General features: G+C 70.0%; 4 protein-coding genes. All 4 read right to left on the reverse strand.

Going from position 1 to position 19,168, the window contains the following annotated elements; translation table 11 throughout:
- Positions 1 to 22 precede the first annotated feature (22 nt).
- Entirely contained in the window at positions 23 to 1,039 is a 1,017-nt protein-coding gene (locus tag CLV54_RS00835) for a LacI family DNA-binding transcriptional regulator (protein ID WP_100343064.1), read from the reverse strand.
- Positions 1,040 to 1,123: 84 nt separating this feature from the next.
- Positions 1,124 to 5,734: a family 78 glycoside hydrolase catalytic domain gene (locus CLV54_RS00840; RefSeq protein ID WP_157802749.1), complete on the reverse strand. Its 4,611-nt coding sequence runs from the start codon at positions 5,732 to 5,734 to the stop codon at positions 1,124 to 1,126.
- Positions 5,735 to 5,876: 142 nt separating this feature from the next.
- Positions 5,877 to 13,133: a family 78 glycoside hydrolase catalytic domain gene (locus CLV54_RS00845; protein WP_100343066.1), complete on the reverse strand. Its 7,257-nt coding sequence runs from the start codon at positions 13,131 to 13,133 to the stop codon at positions 5,877 to 5,879.
- A 177-nt stretch (positions 13,134 to 13,310) separates the two neighbouring features.
- A complete protein-coding gene (locus CLV54_RS00850) occupies positions 13,311 to 18,998 on the reverse strand; it encodes a family 78 glycoside hydrolase catalytic domain (protein ID WP_100343067.1) in 5,688 nt (1,895 codons plus the stop codon).
- Positions 18,999 to 19,168: the final 170 nt, after the last annotated feature.

Here is a 19,168-nt window from a genome sequence, read left to right on the forward strand (position 1 = left end):
GTGCGAGGCCCGATCCCGGAGCTCAGTCGCTCGCGGTGGAGGCCCGCACGACGAGCTCGGGCTGGAAGACCACGTGCTCGTGCTCGAAGTCCGCGCCGTCGGCGCCCTCCGCCTCCCGCATGAGCAGGTCGACGGCCGTGTGGCCGATGAGCGCGCTCGGCTGGCGGATCGAGGAGAGCGGGATGACGGCCGCGGCGGCGAAGGCGATGTCGTCGTAGCCGATGAGGGCGATGTCCTCCGGGATCCGCACGGTCGCGAGCATCATCAGCGCCTGCATGACCCCGACCGCGAGCAGGTCGTTGGCCGCGAAGATCGCCTCGGGGCGGTCGGCGGGCGAGCGGTCGAGGATCTCCCGGCCGACGTCCCTCCCCTGGTCGACGGTGAGCGCCCGGGTGTCGAGAACCTCGAGGGTCGCGCCCTCGACCTCGGCGACCGCGCGACGCGCCCCGCTGAGACGGTCGACGACCTGGCGGATGCTGTCGGGGCCGCCCACGAAGGCGATCCGTCGGCGGCCGGTGGCGAGCAGGTGCTCGACGGCGAGGTGGCCCCCGGCGACGTCATCGACGGCGACACTCGAGAAATCCCTGTTCTCGGCCTGACGGTCGACGAGCACGGTCGGAGTGCCGCGCTCGCGCAGTCTCTCGAGCCGCGGGATCGCGTCGCCGAGCGGGGTGATGAGCAGACCGTGCACCCGCTGCTCCTCGAACAGGTCGAGGTAGGCGGCCTCCCGCGCGTGGCTCTCGTCGGAGTTGCCGAGCAGCACGGCGAAGCCGTCGTGGGCCGCCCGGTCCTCCGCACCGCGGGCGAGGTCGGTGAAGAAAGGGTTGCGCACGTCGAGCACGACGAGCCCGATGCTCCGGCTGCGGCCGGCCCGCAGCTGCCGTGCTGCGTCGTTGCGCACGAACCCCAGCTGGTCGATGGCCGCCTGAACCCGCGTGACCGTCTCCGGCGACACCTTGTCGGGCCGGTTCATGACATTCGAGACCGTGCCCACGGAGACACCCGCGAGCGCGGCCACGTCACGAACACTCACATTCATCGATCACTCCCCCTGTCGCCATCGACATATACGACTTCGTGCATGATGACAGCCTCATCCGATCCTTCGAAAACATGTCGGCCGCTACGACCGCCGCGGACGCTTCATCACACCATAGAGGCCCAGCCCCAGCAGAGACAGCAGCACGCCGCCGAGCAGCCAGGGAGTCGCGGGGAAACCGGTCTCGCTGAGCCCTCCGGCACCCGTGCCGTCGCCCTGGCCTGCGGTGGCGCCCCCGTCACCGGGAGCGCCGGGGGCGCCGTTGCCGGGGGTACCGGGGGCGCCGTCGCCGGGCTCGCCGCCGTTCCCCGGATCGCCCCCGTTCCCCGGGTCGCCCCCGTCGTCGGCCGGCGTGATCACGACGGGCAGGCTCGCGATGCGGCCCGACTCGCCCGTGATCACCACGGCGTGGAGGCCGAGCTCGCTGTCGGCGGGGATCGTCAGGCTCTGCGACAGCGAGCCGTCGCCGCCCGCCGTGGCCGTGCCGAGCGGCACGGGGTCGGAGTGCAGCTCGATCGCGAGCGCATCGCCACCCTCGAAGCCCTGGAGCTCGAGCGCGACGCTGCCGCCCGCCTGCACCTCGGCCGGCGTGAGCGTTCCGCCGGGGAGCACGATCTCGCCGGCGTCGGACACGTTGCCCGCGGCATCCGTCGCACGGAAGCTCAGCGTGTGCAGTGACGCGTCGACGCTCACGGGGGCCGTGTAGGGCGTCCACTCATCGGAGGGGTCGACGCGGTAGTCGATCGACACGACATCCGTGCCCGTGCCGTCCTCGACGCCGGGATCGACGGCGGTCACCGTCACGAGCCGCTCACCCGGGGTGTCCGTCAGCGCGGCCGTGGCCGACGCCTCGGGCGCCGTGGTGTCGGGGGTCACGAAGCCGTCCGGGCAGAGGTCGGCGAGCGCGGGGTTCTCGGATGCCGCGCTGCCGGCCCGCGTGCTGAGCACGTGGCATCCGGAGGGCACGGCGTCGAGCTGGAGGTAGTCGCCGGCGGGCTTCGCCGCGGTCGCGACGCCGTCGAGGTACACCGTGTCGTCTTTTGCGTCGCCGACCGGGATGCTGACGGTCGCCGTCGTGTTCGCGGGAACCCGCACCGCCTGGTCGAGGCTCGACTCGCCTCGGGCGTCGAAGGCGACGCCGATGGAGCCCGCCGCGGTCGGAACGGTGATCGACGCCGTGGAGACGCCACCGGGCTGCGGCTTGACCGAGAAACTCGTGTACCCGGGGCTCGTCGGCGAGATGCCGAACACACCGCGCGGAACCACGTACGCGGGAGCGGCGGCCCAGGGGTGCGAGTACGTCGTGTTGCTCTTGAGCGAGAGGTCCCAGGCCTCCATCGTCGCGCCCGCGCCGACCGCGATCATGTTCATCCAGCTGCGCAGGCCCGTGCTCGTCATGAGCGACATGGCGATGTCGCCGTTGCCGCCCGCGTAGAGGCCGTCGAGCAGGAAGCCCGCGCAGTAGACGCTGCAGGCCATGCCCTTCGTTCCGATGTACTCGGCCCCCTTCGCGGCCTGCTCCTCGTCGGCGAGGCCGAAGGCGAGCGAGAACGCGGTGGCGTGCAGGGCGAAGTGGTCGATGGGGGTTCCGTCGTTGTTGAGGCCGTCGCGGTATGCGCCCCTGACCGGGTCGTACATCTTCTCGTTGATCGCCGTGTAGAGCCTGTCGGCTGTCGCGCCGAAGCCCGCCGCGTCGTCGGTCTTGCCGATCGCCGTCGCCATCTCCTGCATGTCGCGGAATGTGCGGTACGAGAGCGCGTTGATCACCGTGTCGTACTGGGTCATCACGTAGCCGTCGCGCTCGTTCGTCGGCCAGTCGACGAGGTCTCGGTCATTGCCGTTGCCTGTTCCCGGATCCTTCTTGACGAGCCCCGTGGCCGGGTCCAGCCATCGGGTCGGCAACATGGCCACGAGCTTGTCGTACTGCGCCGTGATCTGGTCGGTCGTACCCGTGTTCCACCAGCTGTCGTGCACCGAGCGGATCGCGTAGAGCGGCCATTCGGTGGGCCAGGTGCGGTTCGAGATGAGGTAGTCCATCGAGTAGTCGCCCAGGGTCAGGTCGCTGCTCAGGTACGACGACGCCGTCTGCTGCAGGTAGGCATCCGCCTCGTAGGGGCCGCGCTCGCGCGTCCAGCTATCGACGTAGAGGTTGACGTTCGCCATCTCGATCGTGTTCTTGGAGAGCTGCCAGACCTGGTTGAGATTGTCGTTCGAGGAGGTGAACTGCGCGGCATCCGCGTCGAAGGGGTAGACGAGTGCGACGGCCTGCAGGTTCTCGGCGGTGATCGGCTCGGTGGCGCCGAGGATCTCGACATAGCGGAAGACGCGGATGCCCCAGGTCTCGAGGGTCTGCTCACCGTCTTTCAGCGTCCACTTGTCCTGGTAGTTGTTGCCCGTGCTGAGCGCGTACCTGACCGTGTTCGGCGCCGAGGTGATCTCGCCGTAGCGCACGTCGAGCACCTGGCCGGCCTCGCCGTCGACGGCGAGACGGATGCCTCCCACCCAGGCCCGGCCGAAGTCGACGAAGTAGTCGCCGTTGCCCTTGTCGACGATCGACGCCGGGGCCGGGTACTGCTGCTCGACCTTCGCGGTCGGGGTCGCCTCGAGCTGGGCGAAGGGCGCCTTGACCTGCGCGGCCTTCCACTCGGAGTCGTCGAAGCCGGCCTCGGCGAACCCGAAGGGGTACTCGCTCGCGACGGTGTTCTCCTTGGGCGCGGTGAAGTACGAGGTTCCGCTGCTGCCGGCCGCGGGGTAGACGGCCGAGCCGCTCATCGTCGTCCAATCGTCGCCCGTGCCGAAGCTCTGCTCGGTGCCGTCGGTGAAGTGGATGACGAGCTTCGCCAGGAAGCGCTGGTCGACGGTCGTGTAGAGCACGGCGCCGATCGCGTTCGTCTCGCCCTTCGTGATGAGACCGGTCACGTCGTAGCCGTCGTACCGGGTCTCCGCGCCGACCGACTGGGTCGGGCCGAGGCCCACGAACTGCCCGTTCACGTAGGCCTTGTAGACGTACTGCCGGGTGGGCTCGGGCGAGGAGCCGGTCGCGTAGAGGGTCGCCCACTGGATGTCGCGATCGGGCACGTCGACCTGGCCGCGGGTGAAGATCCAGTCGTTGTTGACGACGCTGCGCAGGCACAGCGCGCCCTTGGGCACCGTGAGGGCGTTGCCGCTCACCGTGCCGCAGGGCAGGTCGGCGTTGCTCGTGAAGTCGTTGCTGTAGACGACGCTGCCGCTCGAGGAGGCGACCTTCAGGTTCGCGATCCTGCCGGTCTCCTTGCTGCCGTTGCGCACGCCGATGTTGCCCGTGGGGTACGTCGTGTCGGTGCGGGTGTCGATGAGCGTGCCGTCGAAGTAGGTCCTGATCGTCGAGCCGTAGGCCTCGATCCGCACGGGATAGCTCCGCCCCGTCGAGATCGTCTTCCCGAGCGGCACGGCCGGCATCGCCGTGAAGACGTTGTTCTTGTTGACGTGCGGAACGAGGGTCGAGTTGTCGGCCCGGAACTGCCACATGTAGAAGTTCTTCTCGTCGATCGCACGGAAGACGACGCCCTGCGCGATCTCGGAGATCGTGAGGTCGAAGGAGAGCGTGTAGTCGCCCCACGGGTCGATGCTGCACTGCTTGCTCGTGCCGACCGAGAGCACGCCGTTCGCGACCGTGCCGCAGGAGAAGTCGGTGTTCGGCGCCGAGAAGTCGTTCTGGTAGAGCGTCGCGCCGTCGGGGGCGACGACCTTCAGATCGTCGAAGTCCGTGCGCTCGCTGCCGCCGGTGCGGAAGCCGATCGTGCCCGTCGCGAAGGTGTCGTCGACGGTCGTGTCGACGAGCACGTCGTCGAGGTAGGTCGTGATGGTCGAGCCGCGCGCCTCGATGCGGAAGCGGTAGTCCTTGCCCACGTCGAGCGGATGACCGAGCTCCACCGTCTTGAGCTGGGTGAAGGCCCCGCCCACCCAGCGGTGCGGCGCGAGCTGACCGGCGCCCCGGAACTGCCACATGTAGTAGTTGCCGGAGTCCTGCACGCGGAACGAGAGGGTCGCGTTGCCCTGCTGGATGCTGAAGGTTCCCGAGTAGGTGAAGTCGCCCCATCCGCCGCTCCGGTCTGCCCGGGGCGCCCAGATCGGATCGGCGTCGCTCCAGGTCGAGCCGAGAGCCGTGCCGAAAGCGGATGACTCGGCCCAGCCCGACTCGGCCCCGGACCCGCTCCACGTCTTCACGCTGTACCAGTACTTCGACCCAGCCGTCAGCGCCGGGCCGGCGTAAGGGACGGCCGTGGACTGCGCCGACTCGACTCGACCCGAGTCCCAGACGTCGCCCGTGCCCGCGGAGGCCGCCTCGGAGCTCGAGGAGACCACGAGCCGGTAGGCCTCCTGGTCGGGGGTCTGGTCGCCCGCGATGAGCCGGGGCTGCACGGGAGGCTGCCACGCGAACACCGGCGCCGAGAGGTTCTCGATGTCGGCGGGCGCAGTGCGGCCCTCGACGGTCAGGCCGGTGGGGGCCGCCGAGGCGGTGGGCGCGGCGGGGGCCGGCGACTCGGCCGGGGCCGCCTGCGCCGAGAGGGCGACGGCCGGCACGAGCAGGGCCGTCGCGGCGAGCGCCGCGACGCCGCGCACGAGCCGTCGGACGGTCGTGGCTGCTCTCGAGCCGGGTGCACGGCCTCGACGTGCGGAGGAGGCCGGGTCGTGCGAAGAACGGGAGATCGTCATTGTTCTGGCTCTTTCGATGGAGCGGGTGGTGCGGGGATGGTGGTGCGGGACGCGGTGCGGGAGGCGGTGCGGGACGCCCTCGGGTACGACGAAACCCGGGGGCCTTCCGCGAAGCGTGCGGAAGGCCCCCGGGATCGGTGTTCTAGCGGGTGATGACCGTGCTGCGGCGACGACGCAGCGCGAACCAGGCGCCGCCCAGCAGGAGCACCCCGCCGAGGATCGCCCACGGCAGCGGGTTCACACCCGTGGAGGCGATGGTGGTCGGGATCTCGATCGAGCCGCCGCCCTGGCCTCCGTCGCCGGGCTCTCCGCCGTCGCCGGGGTTGCCGCCGTCACCGGGAGTGCCCGGGTCGCCGGGATCGCCCGGGTCGCCGCCATCGGTGTCGACGACGAGCACGAGGGTGTGGCCGCCGGGGGTCACGTCGCCGGGGATCGCCGCGAAGGCGGCGATCACACCGCGGGCGTCCGCCCTGACGGTCGTGAGCACAACGGGCTCGGAGTGCAGCTCGACGCGCACGCTCTGTCCGGGCTCGAACCCGCTCGACTCGATGAGCACGGGCGTCCCGGGGGTCACGGTGAGCTCCTGCGGTGCGTCGGCCCGGGTGAGCGCCGAGATCTCGCCCGTGTTGCCCGCGCGATCGATCGCCTGCACCCGAACCGTGGTCGGCGCGGCGTCCTCGGCGATGAGCTCGGTGAGCCCCGTCACCCAGGTCTCGCCGTCGAGCGAGTACTGCAGGTGGTCGATGCCCGATCCGCTGTCGCCGCCGACAGCCGTCACGCGACCGCCGTTCGAGAGCCAGCCCCACGCGGTGGGGGCCGTCGCGTCGACCTCGGCCGAGAGCGATGAGATCGCGCTCACGTTTCCCTCGTTGTCGGTGGCTCGGAACGCGATCGTCGACTCGCCCTCGGGCAGCACGACCGGCGAGCCGTAGCGCGACCAGTCGCCGTCGCCCAGGCGGTACTCGATCGTGGCGACGCCGCTGTCCGAGTCCTCGGCGGTGATCGTCACGGCTGCGCCCTCGAGGTACCAGCCGTTCTCACCCTGCGCGGAGATCGATCCGGAGACCGTCGGAGCGATCACGTCGGGGATCACGATGGTTCCCGTGACGGTCTTCGCCGCCTCGGCGTTGCCCGCGACATCCGTTGAGAAGTAGTCGACCGTGAAGTCGCCCGGCTCGCTCACCGTCACAGAGCCGCCCTGCTGCCACTCGCCGCCGTCGACCCGGTAGCTCGTGCTCGCCACGCCCGAGGTCGCGTCGGCGGCCGTGAAGCTCACCGTGCCCGAGGTCGCGGCCGTGTCGCCGTCGAACTCCTCGCCGAGGGTCGCCGTGGTCGCGGGGGCGACCGTGTCGATCTTCACGGGAAGGGTCTGGCTCGCACTCGCGTTGCCGGCGGCGTCCGTGGCGCGGAACCGCACCACGTGCTGTCCGTCGTCGTCGAGCACGATCGGCTGCGTGTAGGCAGCGAGCGCCCCGTCGCCCACGGCGCTCTCGATGCCCACGACGCCGTCGCGGTCATCCTGCGCCGCGATGGAGACGGTCACGGGCGAGCTCGTGTACCAGCCCGTCGTGCGGCTCGGAGCCGCCGGGTCGGCCGTCGCCACGACCTGCGGAGCGACCGTGTCGGCCGGCACCGGAAGGGTCCAGACGTCGGCGATCGACGGGTCGTAGAAGCTCTGGTCGTCGCCGAACTGCATCCGCACGCGCACCGTCGAATCGGTCGCGAAGGAGGCGGGCACGAGGATCTCGTAGGTCTCGGTGCCGAGTCCGCCCGTGTGCGTGAAGAGCCGCTCGGTCACGAGAACGTCGTCGACGAAGATCTCGTACTTCTTCGTCTGCGCCTTGTCGTAGGTCTCGATCGCGCGGATCATAAACGGCTGGCCGGGAACCACGGCGGTGTCGAACTCGAAGTGGCTGTTGTCGTCGGTCTGGTTGGCGTAACGACGGGTCAGCCCGGCCTCGGTGTTCGTGCCCGACTTCGACGAGGCGGTCAGGTTGTGCGCCTGCTCGCTCGTGGCGTCGCCGAGGTCGACGTGGTCGTAGCCCGGGTTGGTCGCGGGCACCGGCGCGAGGGTGACGCCCAGGTCTGCGTTCCCGCTCGCGAAGGTCACACCCCCGAACACGAAGTCCGCGGTGAGCGTGGCGGTCGCCGGGGAGTGGTCGGCGCCGACCGGCACGAACACGGGCGCGGTCAGCGTCGCATCCGCTCCGGGGGCGAGAACGACATCCGCCGTCGCGAGGGGTACGACCCAGCCGTCGGGCACAGCCACCTCGAGATGGCCGACCGCCGGCGCGATGCCGTTGTTGTGCACAGTCGCGGTCAGCGTCGTCGAGCCGCCCGGTGTGGTGCTCGTGGGGTCGATCGTCACCGCGGTCATCGTCACGGGAGAGTCGACCGTGACCGTCACGGGCACCGTGATGCCGACGGTCGCGCCGTTGAAGCGGTACCCGTAGTCGACCGTCGCGGGAACGTCGCCCGGAAGCTGCTCGATCGGAACCGTGAAGCCGAGCTTCGCTGACGCCGAGGCGCCACCGGCGAGAGAGTCGCCGACGGATGCCGCGCCCTCCGGATCCCTCGTCCACTCCTCACCCAGGCCGAGCAGCTCGGCGGTGACCTTCTCGATCGCCGTCTGACCGGAGTTCTCGACCGCCGCCGTGATCGTGCCGGGCGTTCCGGGCTTGTGCGCCGGAGCGTCGAAGACGGCCGTCGCCTCGATGCCGAGGAGCGCGGAGATCGTCGAGTCGGTCAGCTCACGGGCGGCCTCCGCCGCCTGCTGCAGCGCCGCGCCCGTGTCGTCGGCCGCGTCCAGGCCGCCGAGCCAGGTGTCCACGGCGTCGAGGTCGAGCAGCACCTCGGCGAGCTCCCTGGCCGTGGCGGCCGAGTCGCCCGAGCCGATCGTCGCGAGAGCGGCCAGGGCGTCGGTGCGAGCCTCGGTGACGAGCGCGCCGAGGTCGGTGTGCTGCTTCTGGTTGATCCCGCCGTCGGCGAGCTCCTGGTCGGCCTGCGCCTGGATGGCGTCGATGCTCTCGAGCACCGTTCCGACGGCGCCCGCGGCGGCGTCGACCTCGAAGGAGTAGTCGCCCGAGCCGACGGTGACGAGCACGTCGTCGCCGCTCTGCTCGACCGCACGCACGCCTGCGACGTCTTCGAGGGCCTTGCCGCCCTCGGTGACGGCCCAGCGGCTCGGGGCGGGAAGGTGCACGACGGCGGTCGAGCCCACCGGCACGTGCGTCGTCAGGCTGAGGTCGTCGCCGGTCTTCTTCCAGTCGACGCTCACGGGGCCGAAGGGCGACTGGGTCGTCGCCTTCGCCCACTCGAGGTCGTCGGTGACGGCCGGGTCGATCGTGATGTCGCGGTAGCCGGTCGTCTCCGAGCTGCGGATGCCCGCGGCGTAGTGGTAGAACCAGTCGTCGACGGTGCCGAGGAAGTAGTGACCGCGCGAGCGGGCGTCGAGAGACCAGTGCTCCCACATCGTGGTCGCGTCGTTCTCGATCATAAAGCCCCAGCTCGGGTACTCCGTCTGCACGGCGACCTTGTAGGCGAGGTCTTCGTATCCGTAGTCGGTCAGCACGGGGAGCAGGTATTTGGTGCCGAGCGAACCCGTGTTGAGCTTGTCGCCCTTCGCCACGACGTCGGCCGCGAGACTCGCCGCCACGCGCTCGGCCGTCTCGGCGTCGGGTGCGAGGCCGAACTCGAGTGCGAGCACGTTGTGGGTCTGGCGGTAGCCGCGGTCGCCGTTGCCCCGGTAGTAGCCGGCGGCCGTGTCGAGGAAGGTCGCGTTGAAGGCGTCCTTGACGACGGCCGCGTGCTCGGCGAAGCTCGCGGCGTCTGCGGTCTTGCCGAGCAGCGTCGCGGTCTTCTCCATCGAGGTGAGCATCGTGTAGAGGTAGGCGGTCGCGCTCACGCGGACGTCCTCGGGCGCGTTGCCGCCGGCCGGGCTCGCCTCGGGGCTCACCCAGTCGCCGAGCCGCGACTGCGGCACGACGCCGTCGTCGGAACGGCCGTACTCGAGGTCGACGTAGCCCTTCATGCCGTCGTAGTACTTCTGCAGCACCTGCACGTCGCCGCCGTACTGGTAGAGCCACCACGGGATGAGGATGTACGCGGAGTGCCACGGCGGGGCGACGCCCCACTGGCCCCACTGGTCGGAGCTCGGCGCGATGACGAGCGGCGCGCCGTTCTCGTCGCGCGAGTCGTTGATGTCGCCGATCCACTTCTCGAAGAGGTTCTGCGTGTCGAGGTTCATCATGAACATCTCGGCGCCGACGGCGGCGTCACCCGTCCACCCGTTCTTCTCGAACATCGGGGTGTCGGTCGGGATGCTGTGGATGTTGTTGAGCAGCGTGTCGACGACGGCCCGGTGGGTGCGGTTCATGATGTCGTCGGAGCTCTCGAACGACCCGGTCTCCGGGGCATCCGTGTGCAGCTCTTCGGCCGTGAAGGCGCTCAGCGGAGGAGCCTCGTCGCCCGGCCAGCCGGTGACCTCGATGTACTGGAAGCCCTTGTACGAGAACGTGCCGGCCCAGGTCTCGGGCGCGCCGGTTCCGGCGAGGATGAAACGGTCGGTCTGGAAGCCGTTCTGGAACCCTCCGTTGTTGGAGAAGTTCGGGCGCCCGTTGTCGAGCAGCTTCTCGCCGTACTGGGCGCGGATCGTGGTTCCGGCCTCACCCTGGGCTGTGAACTCGACGGTCCCCGCGAGAACGCGCGGGAATGTGACGACGTAGACGCCGTCGACGGGCTCGGTGATCGACTCGGCCGGCAGCCTGTCGGTGACCCGGATGGGCTGCTGCTGCTGGTTCATGAGCGTGCCCTTGGGGCCGTTGACCTCGCTCGCGGGCACCCAGCTCGCGTCGGGGAAGCCGACGGTGTCGAAGCCGGTCTGCACCTTCCCGGCGTCGTAGGTCTCGCCGCCGTACAGGTCGTCGAGCACGGTCGGGCCGTCGTGCAGCTTCCAGCTGTCGTCGGTCACGACGTCTTTCGTCGTGCCGTCGGTGTACTCGATGCGCAGCACGGCACGCGCGACCGGCTCGTCGTGCCACGGCGGGTTCTGCCAGTTCCAGACGTTGCCGTTGGTCATGCCGTAGAAGCCGCGGCCGAGCTCGAGGCCGAGGGCGTTCGCGCCCGGGTGCAGCTGATCGGTGAGGTCGGTGACGGTGTACTGGGCGTGGTCGTCGTAGTCGGTGAAGCCCGGGGAGAGGATCTCGTCGTTGATCGGCGAGCCGTTGAGGCTCACGTTCGCGTAGCCGCCGGCGGCCACGTAGATCTTGGCGGAGGCGATCGGGCCGTCGACCGAGAACTCCTTGCGCAGCAGCGGGGCCGCGGCGGGCGGGTCGGTGGGCAGCTTCACGCCGGTGCCCCACGCACCCGAGCCGTAGTTCGCCTGGACGGCGGCCGCGGGCCAGGCCGAGTCGTCGAAGTCGGTGGCCTGGAAGCCGTCGGGGATGACCTTGACGGCCTTCCACGAGTCATCCGAGGTCACGACCTGGGTGCTCGCGTCGTCGTACGTGACGCGCGCGGTCACGAGCAGACCGGCGGGAGAGCCGGGACCGTTGGTCGTGCGCACGGCGATAACGGTCTTGGACGAGCTCAGATCGACAGTGAACTTCTTCGACGACTGCCACTCGTTCACGGCGCCCTCGGTCTGGCCGAGGAGCTTGCCGTCGACCCACAATTTAAAGGAGTCGTCGGCCGTGATGATGATCTGGGCCTTCGTGGCGGTGTGCCCGGCGGGCGCGGTGATCGTCTTGCGGAAGGCACGGTCTTCGGCCGGAGCCGTCGAGGTGCTCGCCTCGGGCGTCCAGATCCACTTCGAGTTCTGGAAGTTCAGGATGTCGCCGCCGGCGGCCAGCTCGGGCACCGTGACCCGGCGGGCGTAGACGCCGTAGCCGTAGAGGGCGAAGTTCTTGGCGTTCGCCCACGCGCTGTCGTCGAAGCCGATGTCGTTCCAGCCCGCGGGAGCCGCGCTCTCGGCCGTGACGAGGGTCTTGAAGCTGCTGCCGGTGGTGATCTGCTCGGTGGTGCCGTCGGTGTAGCCGACCCGCACCGTGGCGAGCACACCGCCGTTGACGCTGTTGCCGGGTGTCGTGAGCGAGAAGGCCACGACGTTCTCGCCGGGAACCGCGTTGAGGTTCACCGAGCGCGCGGTCTGCCACTCGTTGTTGAGGCCGCTGTTGAAGGCGACCTGCTCGCCGTTCCAATAGGCCGTGAAGATCTGGTCGCCCGTGACGGCCATCTGCGCCCAGGCGATCTCCTTCGTCGTCGAGAGGGTGATCGGCTTGCGGAAGACGGCGGAGGGGATGTTGCCGGAGACCGGCGGAGTCATCCACGAGGAGGTGTCGAGAGAGACGCGGGTGTCGGGGGTCGCCGCGGCCGGGATGGCGACCTGGTTGCCCCAGGGGGTCTCGGGCGTGCCGTAGAGGCCGCGCGAGGCGGCGGGCACCCAGCCGGTCGTGTCGTAGCCGTTGGCCTGCCATCCGACGTTGGCGTTCTGATTGCTCGCCCAGCTCGTGTCGGTGACGACGTCTTGGGTGGTGCCGTCGGTGAAGCGCACCGTGAGCTTGCCCACGACGGCGGCGAAGGCCTTGGCCGTGTTCTCGAGGCGCACCGCGAGGAGGTTCTCGCCGGGGGTCGGGAACACCTGCACGCGCTTCGCCGTCTTCCAGACGTCGGCGACGGCGCGGCCGGTCGCGACCTGCGCGCCGTTGAGGTGGGCGGAGAAGCCGATGTCGCCGGTCATCACGAGCTCGGCGCGGTCGATCTGCTTGTCGGCCGGCAGGGTGAAGCTCTTGCGGAAGTAGCCGGGCGGGGTGTTCGCACCCGAGTAAGGCGGATGGATCCAGCTCGCACCCGCGAGGGTCATCTCGATGCCCGCCGTGTTGGTCAGGCGGTCGCGGCCGATCCAGGCGCTGTCCGCCCAATCGGCGTCGGTGTAGAGGCCCGTGCCGAAGGTCGAGCTCGCGGTGGCGTCGCCGGCCGTGGTCTGCACGTCGACGCGCCAGTAGTAAGTGGTCGCGGAGTCGAGCGCCGGGCCGCCGTACTCGATCGCCGTGGACGCGTCGGAGGGGACGACGCCGCTGTCCCAGACGCCCGCAGCGTCGAGCTGCGCCTCGTCGGTCGCGAGCCGGATGCGGTAGGAGGTCTGCTGCACGTCGCGCGCAGCGGTGTCGGTCACCCACGAGAAGCGGGGCTTCGCGACGTCGATGCCGAGCGGCTCGGTGCGGTTCTCGACCTCGAGGTCGGTGAGGCTCACGGATGCGGGTGCCGGCTCGGCCGCGTTGGCCGGGATCGACGCGAAGGCCGCCCCGCTCGCGACGAGTCCGAGGCTGAGGAGCGCCGCGACGAGGGCGCGGCCACGGGAGCGCAGGGGCGTGCGAGCACCCTGTGAGGAGGTGGGGGACACGGCGTGTACTTCCAATCGTCTTTGACTAGAGCCTATGTATCGTCCGTGGTGGTGGTTGAAACGATTCATGACGTAGCGATGAATAGACCATACATCGAGGGGAAACAACTTGACAAGTTCAGGGAGCCGATGGGCCCGGCCGGTGCGACCGGGCCCATCGGCGTGACGATCCGCGCGTCAATCGCGCGTCGCGTCACCGATCCTGCGACGGCGGATGACGAGCACGACGCCTCCGGAGAGCACGAGCAGAGCGGCGAGCCCCACCCAGGGAAGCGGGTTCGCACCGGTCGAGACGAGCACGTCGCCGGGGATCGTCACGGAGCCTCCGGCGGGGTCGCCGTCGTCTCCGTTTCCGGGGTCGCCACCGTTTCCGGGGTTGCCGCCGTCACCGGGGTTGCCGCCGTCACCGGGGTCACCACCGTCGCCGGGGTTGCCGCCATCGCCCGGATCGCCGCCATCGCCTGGATCGCCACCGTCACCGGGGTCGCCCCCGTCACCGGTCTCGGCGACGAGCACGAGCTCGTGCTGGCCCTCGGCGAGGTCGGCCGGAACGGTGCCGGCGATCGCGACGACACCCAGGGCATCCGCGACGGCCGTGCCGAAGACGACGGGCTCCGAGTGGATCTCGGCGCGCACCGTCTGGCCGGCGGTGAAGCCGCTGCCCTCGACGAGCGCCGAGGAGCCCGGCTCGAAGGCGAGCGTCGACGGCGTCTGCTGCGGAGCGAGCTCGAGCGCGTCGCCGAGGTTGCCCGCGGCATCCGCACCGCGCACCCAGAGGGTGTCCGGGGTCGCGTCGGCCGAGACGGCCGACGGCAGCCCCGTCGACCACGCGGTTCCGTCGAGCGAGTACTCGAGGTGGTCGACACCCGACAGGGCGTCCTGCGCGAAGGCGACGACACGGCTCGTGTCGCTCAGCCAGCCCCAGGTCGACGGCGCCGTCGCATCGACGCGCACGTCCTCCGACTGCACGGGGCTGACATTGCCCGCCTCGTCGGTGGCGCGGTATCGGAACGTCGTGTCGCCCTCGGCGAGCGCTACCTGGTCTGCGTACTCCTGCCACTCGCCGTCGCCGATCGCGTACTCGATCGACGCGACGCCGCTGCGGGCGTCGGCGGCCTGCAGCGTAGCCTCGGCGCCGGCGAGGTGCCAGCCGTTCGCGCCGGCGTTCGAGACGTCGAGCACGACCGAGGGCGCCATGGCGTCGTCCGGAACCGGAAGGGTCCAGACGTCGGCGACCGAGGGGTCGTGGGTGCCGAGGCCGTTGAAGCGCATGCGGATCGTGACCGTGCCGCTCGTCGTGAGCGACACGTCGTCGACGAGCACCTGGTAGGTCGCGAGACCGCCGCCCGTCGCCGTGCGCTGGTAGAGCCGCTGGTCGACCGTCTGCCCGTTGACGAGGATGTCGTAGGACTTCAGCTGCGGGCCGTCGAAGGTCTCGATGCCCCTGATCAGGAACGGCTCGCCCGGCGTGACCGCCATGTCGAACTGGAACCACGAGCCGACTGTGGCGATGCCCGAGTAGCGACGGCTGACGCCGGCCTCGGCCGAGGTGCCGCCGTTGCCCGAGGAGCTCGTGTTGTGCGCGGCCTCCGAACCGCCCTCGCCGAGGTCGACGTGGTCGATCGCGTTCGCTGGGGGCGTCTGGAGCTGGGCGTCGAAGGATGCCGACCCCGTCGCGAGGCTCGTCTCTCCGGCCACGAAGCGCACCGAGAGCTGCTGCGCACCGGCCGTGAACCCGAGCGGAACCGAGACCGTCACGGTCGCGGGAGCCGTGGCACCGGGTGCGATGCTCACGAGCTTCGAGGCGAGGGGCGTCGGCCAGCCGGTCGGCGCGTCCACCACGAGGCGGCCGCTGATCGTCGTGTGCGAGACGTTCGAGACGACCGCGTCGACCCTCGCGCTCTCGGGCGAGTCCGTCGACGACGGCGTCGCCGCTACCGACTCGAAGGCGATCGACGGCAGCACCGTCGCGAGCGGGGAGGACACCGAGAACTGCCGCAGCTCGCCGCCGACGAGCGCGGTGATCGCGGCGGAGACGTCCACCGCGCCTGCCGTGAACTCGGCGGGGATCGCCACGGTGAACGGGAACTCGGCGCTCTCGCCCGGCGCCAGCCGGTCCGTCGAGACCACGCTGGGGGTCGCCGTGAGGCCTGCCGGCAGGCTCAGGGTCGCCGCGAAGCCGGTGAGCGGCTTCGTGCTCGTGTTCGCGAGCCTCACGACGCCGCTCACGGTGTCACCGGGCAGCACCTCGCCGCCGGCGGAGATCGACGCCGTGAGGCCGCTGTTCGCCTGGTCCGAGGAGAACTCGTAGTCGCCCGAGCCGACGGTGACCGTCACGAGGCCGTTCTCGGCGGAGACGAACGTCACCCCGGGAGCCTCGTCGACGGGCACGCCGCCCTCGGTCACCGACCAGCGGTTGGCCGCCGGGATCGTGACCGTGGCCGTCGTGTTGACCGGCACCGAGGCCGAGAGGGTCAGGCCGCCCTCGGTCGTCGACCAGTCGGAGACGATCGTCCCGTAGACGGAGTCGAAGGTTCCCTTGCCGTGCGTGAGCCCCCCGCCGATCGACGGTGCGATGTCGAAGGTCTTGTACCCGGCGCCGGTGGACGTGATGCCGCCGATGTTCTCGTACATCCAGTCGCCGACCGCGCCGTAGGCGTAGTGGTTGAAGGAGTTCATGCTCACGTCGCCGAAGGTCCCGTCGGGCTTGAGCGAATCCCAGCGCTCCCACATCGTGGTGGCGCCGGAGGCGACCTCGTAGCCCCAGGACGGGTAGTCCTCGTTGTTGAGCAGGCGGTACGCGACATCCTGGTGCCCCGTCGCGGTGAGCGCGGGCAGCAGCCACGGCGTTCCGAGGAAGCCCGTGGACAGGTGGTAGTCGCGGCTCGCGAGCTTGGCGAGGTACTTGTCGCCGACCTTCTGCATGAGCTCGTCGGGCACGAGGCCCATGCCGAGCGAGATCGCGTAGCCGGCCTGGCTGTTGCCCGAGACGGTGCCGTCATCCGAGATGAAGCGGGCGACGAAGGCGTCTTTGACCCGGCCGGCGAGCTCGGAGTAGTGCTGCGCGTCGGCGGTCTCGCCGATCGCCGTTGACATCTCGCTCATGAGACCCGAGATGTAGAAGTAGTACGCCGTGCCCAGGAGGTCTCCCCCGGTCGGGTCGTCGAGGTGCAGCCAGTCGTCGTAGCCGCCGCTGCGACGGATGAGGCTCGCCCCGGTCGACGTCTCGACGAAGTCCATGAACCTCGTCATCATGTCGTAGTTGTCGCGGATGACGCTCGTGTCGCCATAGGCGGCGTAGAGCGTGTGCGGCACCGTGATGCCGGCATCCGACCAGCCCGTTCCGCCCCCGCAGCAGCCGGGGTAGGGAGCGACGCCCGGCAGGTCGCCGTTCTCGCCCTGAGCGTCGCTCAGGTCGACGAGCCACTTGCCGAGGAAGTTGAGCGTGTCCTGGTTGTAGCTCGCGGTCGGCGCGAAGACGTTGATGTCTCCGGTCCAGCCGAGGCGCTCGTCGCGAGCCGGCGTGTCGGTCGGGATCGAGAGGAAGTTGCCCCGCTGGCCCCAGGTGATGTTGCTCTGCAGCTGGTTGAGCATCGCGCTCGACGTCTCCAGGCCGCCCGTCGTCGCGAGGTCGCTGCCCCAGACGAGGCCCGTGACCTGCTCGGCCGTCGGCGGGGTCGTGACGCCGGTGACCTCGAGGTAGCGGAAGCCGTGGAAGGTGAACGTCGGCGTGTACTCCGCCGTGCCCGTCCTGGCGAAGACGTACGTGTCGGTCGCCCTCGCGCTGCGCAGGTTGGCCGTGTAGAGCGTGCCGTCGGGGTTGAGCATCTCGCCGTAGCGGATGGTCGCCGTCGTGCCCGCCGCGCCGGTGAGCTGCATCCGCGCGACGCCGACCATGTTCTGGCCCATGTCGTAGATCCAGGTGCCCGGCGCGGACTGCTTCACGCTGATCGGGGTGCGCTCCTCGGTGGTGCGCACGGGCTCGTCGGACTGCGGCTCGAGCAGCTCGGTGGCCGCGTCGTCCGCGACGCCCACGGGCGACCAGGCGGTGGCGGTGAAGCCGGGCTGGTTCCATCCGCCGATCTCACGACGCGCGTCGTAGTTCTCGCCCTGGATGAGGTCGGTCTGCGTGTACGGACCGGCCGCCGTCTTCCAGCTCGAGTCGGTGTCGACCCACTCGTGGGTTCCGTCGGAGTAGTCGATGCGCAGCTGCGCGATGAGCGAGTTGCGGTTGCCCCAGAGTCCCGTGCCGAAGCTCGCGACGGTTCCCGAGTACCAGCCGTCGCCGAGCATGGCGCCGATGGCGTTGCCGCCGTTCTGCACGAGGTCGGTCACGTCGTAGCTCTGGTAGTCGATGCGCTTGCGGTAGTCCGTCCAGCCGGGAGCGAGGTGCTCGTCGCCGACCTTCTGGCCGTTGATGCTGAGCTCGTAGACGCCGCGGGCGGCCGCGTAGACGCGTGCCGAGGTGACCGTCTTGCCGAGGGTGAAGTCCTTGCGCAGGAGGGGCTTGGCCTGGTCGGCGCGGTAGATCATCTCGGTCGGGGAGATGACGTGCAGGCCGCCGGCCACGATGTTCCCGCCCGTGAAGGGGTTGGAGCCGTCGCTGAAGTCGGTGTCGAGCAGCACGTCGCCGTTCGGCTTGGTGACCGTGATGGAGTGGTAGGTCGCCTCCTCGGCGCCTTCGACGGCGCCGGCCTGACGAACGCCGACGTAGCCCGTGGGGAAGGTGCTGTCGGTGAACTGGTCGATCTGCTCGCCGTCGAGCACGGCGGTGATGGTCGAGCCCGAGAAGGTCACGCTGAAGGTGTGACTGCCGGTCAGGAGCTCGTCCTTGCTGATGAACGACGAGATGTCCTTGTTCTCGAGCACCGAGAAGCCGCCGTTGACCTTTTTGTGCGGGCGGAAGCGCGGGGTTCCGTCGGCCACGCTCAACTGCATCATGTAGTAGTTGTTGAGGTCTCGGGCGTGCGCGGTCAGGCCCATCACGAGGTTGTTGATCGTGAAGCTGGTGGTCACCGTGTAGTCACCCCACTCCGCCATCTGCGCCGCTGGGTCCGGCCCGCCGATCCAGTCGGCCTGCCAGTCGTCGTCGCCGAGCAGGGCGGTCTCGAACCAGGCGGGAGAGCTCCAGTCGGACTGCACGCCGTGGTTGCTCGTGGCGCGCACCTGCCAGAAGTAGCGCGTCTGCGACTCGAGGTCCGGCCCCTCGTAGAGCACGTTGAGCTGCTCCGCGGATTGCACGGCTCCCGACGACCAGACGTCGGCATCGGGCAGGGATGCCTCGGAGCTCGCCACGCGCACCTCGTACGACTTCTGCGTCACACCGCGCCCCGACGACTCGCTCTTCCAGCTGAGCACCGGGGTGTCGCCGTCGATGCCCAGGGGATCGGTGAGCCCGTTGGTGCGCAGGCCCGTGACGGAGAAGGACTCCCCGTCGGCCGCCTGAGCGGGCGCGCCGCCCAGGGCCAGGCCCGCCGCCACGAGGGCGAAGGCCGCCACGGCCGCCGCCGCTCGTGAGATGAGACCGCGCCTGTGACGCGGTGTGGTGGTGCTGCGAATCATGCGCGATGTCCTAACGATTCGAGGGGTGGGGGAGGTGGAGGATGCGCGTCGGCGACGCGAGACGAGGAGGAAGACGCCCGCTCCGGCGAGGAGCAGCACGACGGCGCCGGCGGTCCAGGGGAGCGAGCCGGCTCCCACCGACGCGGCCGTCGTGGAGGCGGGAGACGGGTCGGCCTGCGCTGCAGCCGCGACGAGGAGCGAGGAGGCCACGAGGGCGAGGGCGGCGACCGCGGTCGCGATCCGGGTGATCCTCCCGCGCGCCGTTCGGCCGGCGCGGGGGTGTGCAGATGTAGTGGGGGCCATGGACCGCGTTGTCTCCTGGATCTCGCCATCGAGCAAATACCGTGCAAAGGATTCAGACAAAGGGTGGAAGAAGCGCTTCTGCCTTGAAACGATTCATCATTGGCCGAGACCATGAACATATAACACCCGGGGCGCCGAGGGCAACAGGATCATCCCGACGGTGATCGAGA

It is taken from the genome of Compostimonas suwonensis (assembly GCF_002797855.1).
Taxonomy (GTDB): Bacteria; Actinomycetota; Actinomycetes; order Actinomycetales; family Microbacteriaceae; genus Compostimonas; species Compostimonas suwonensis.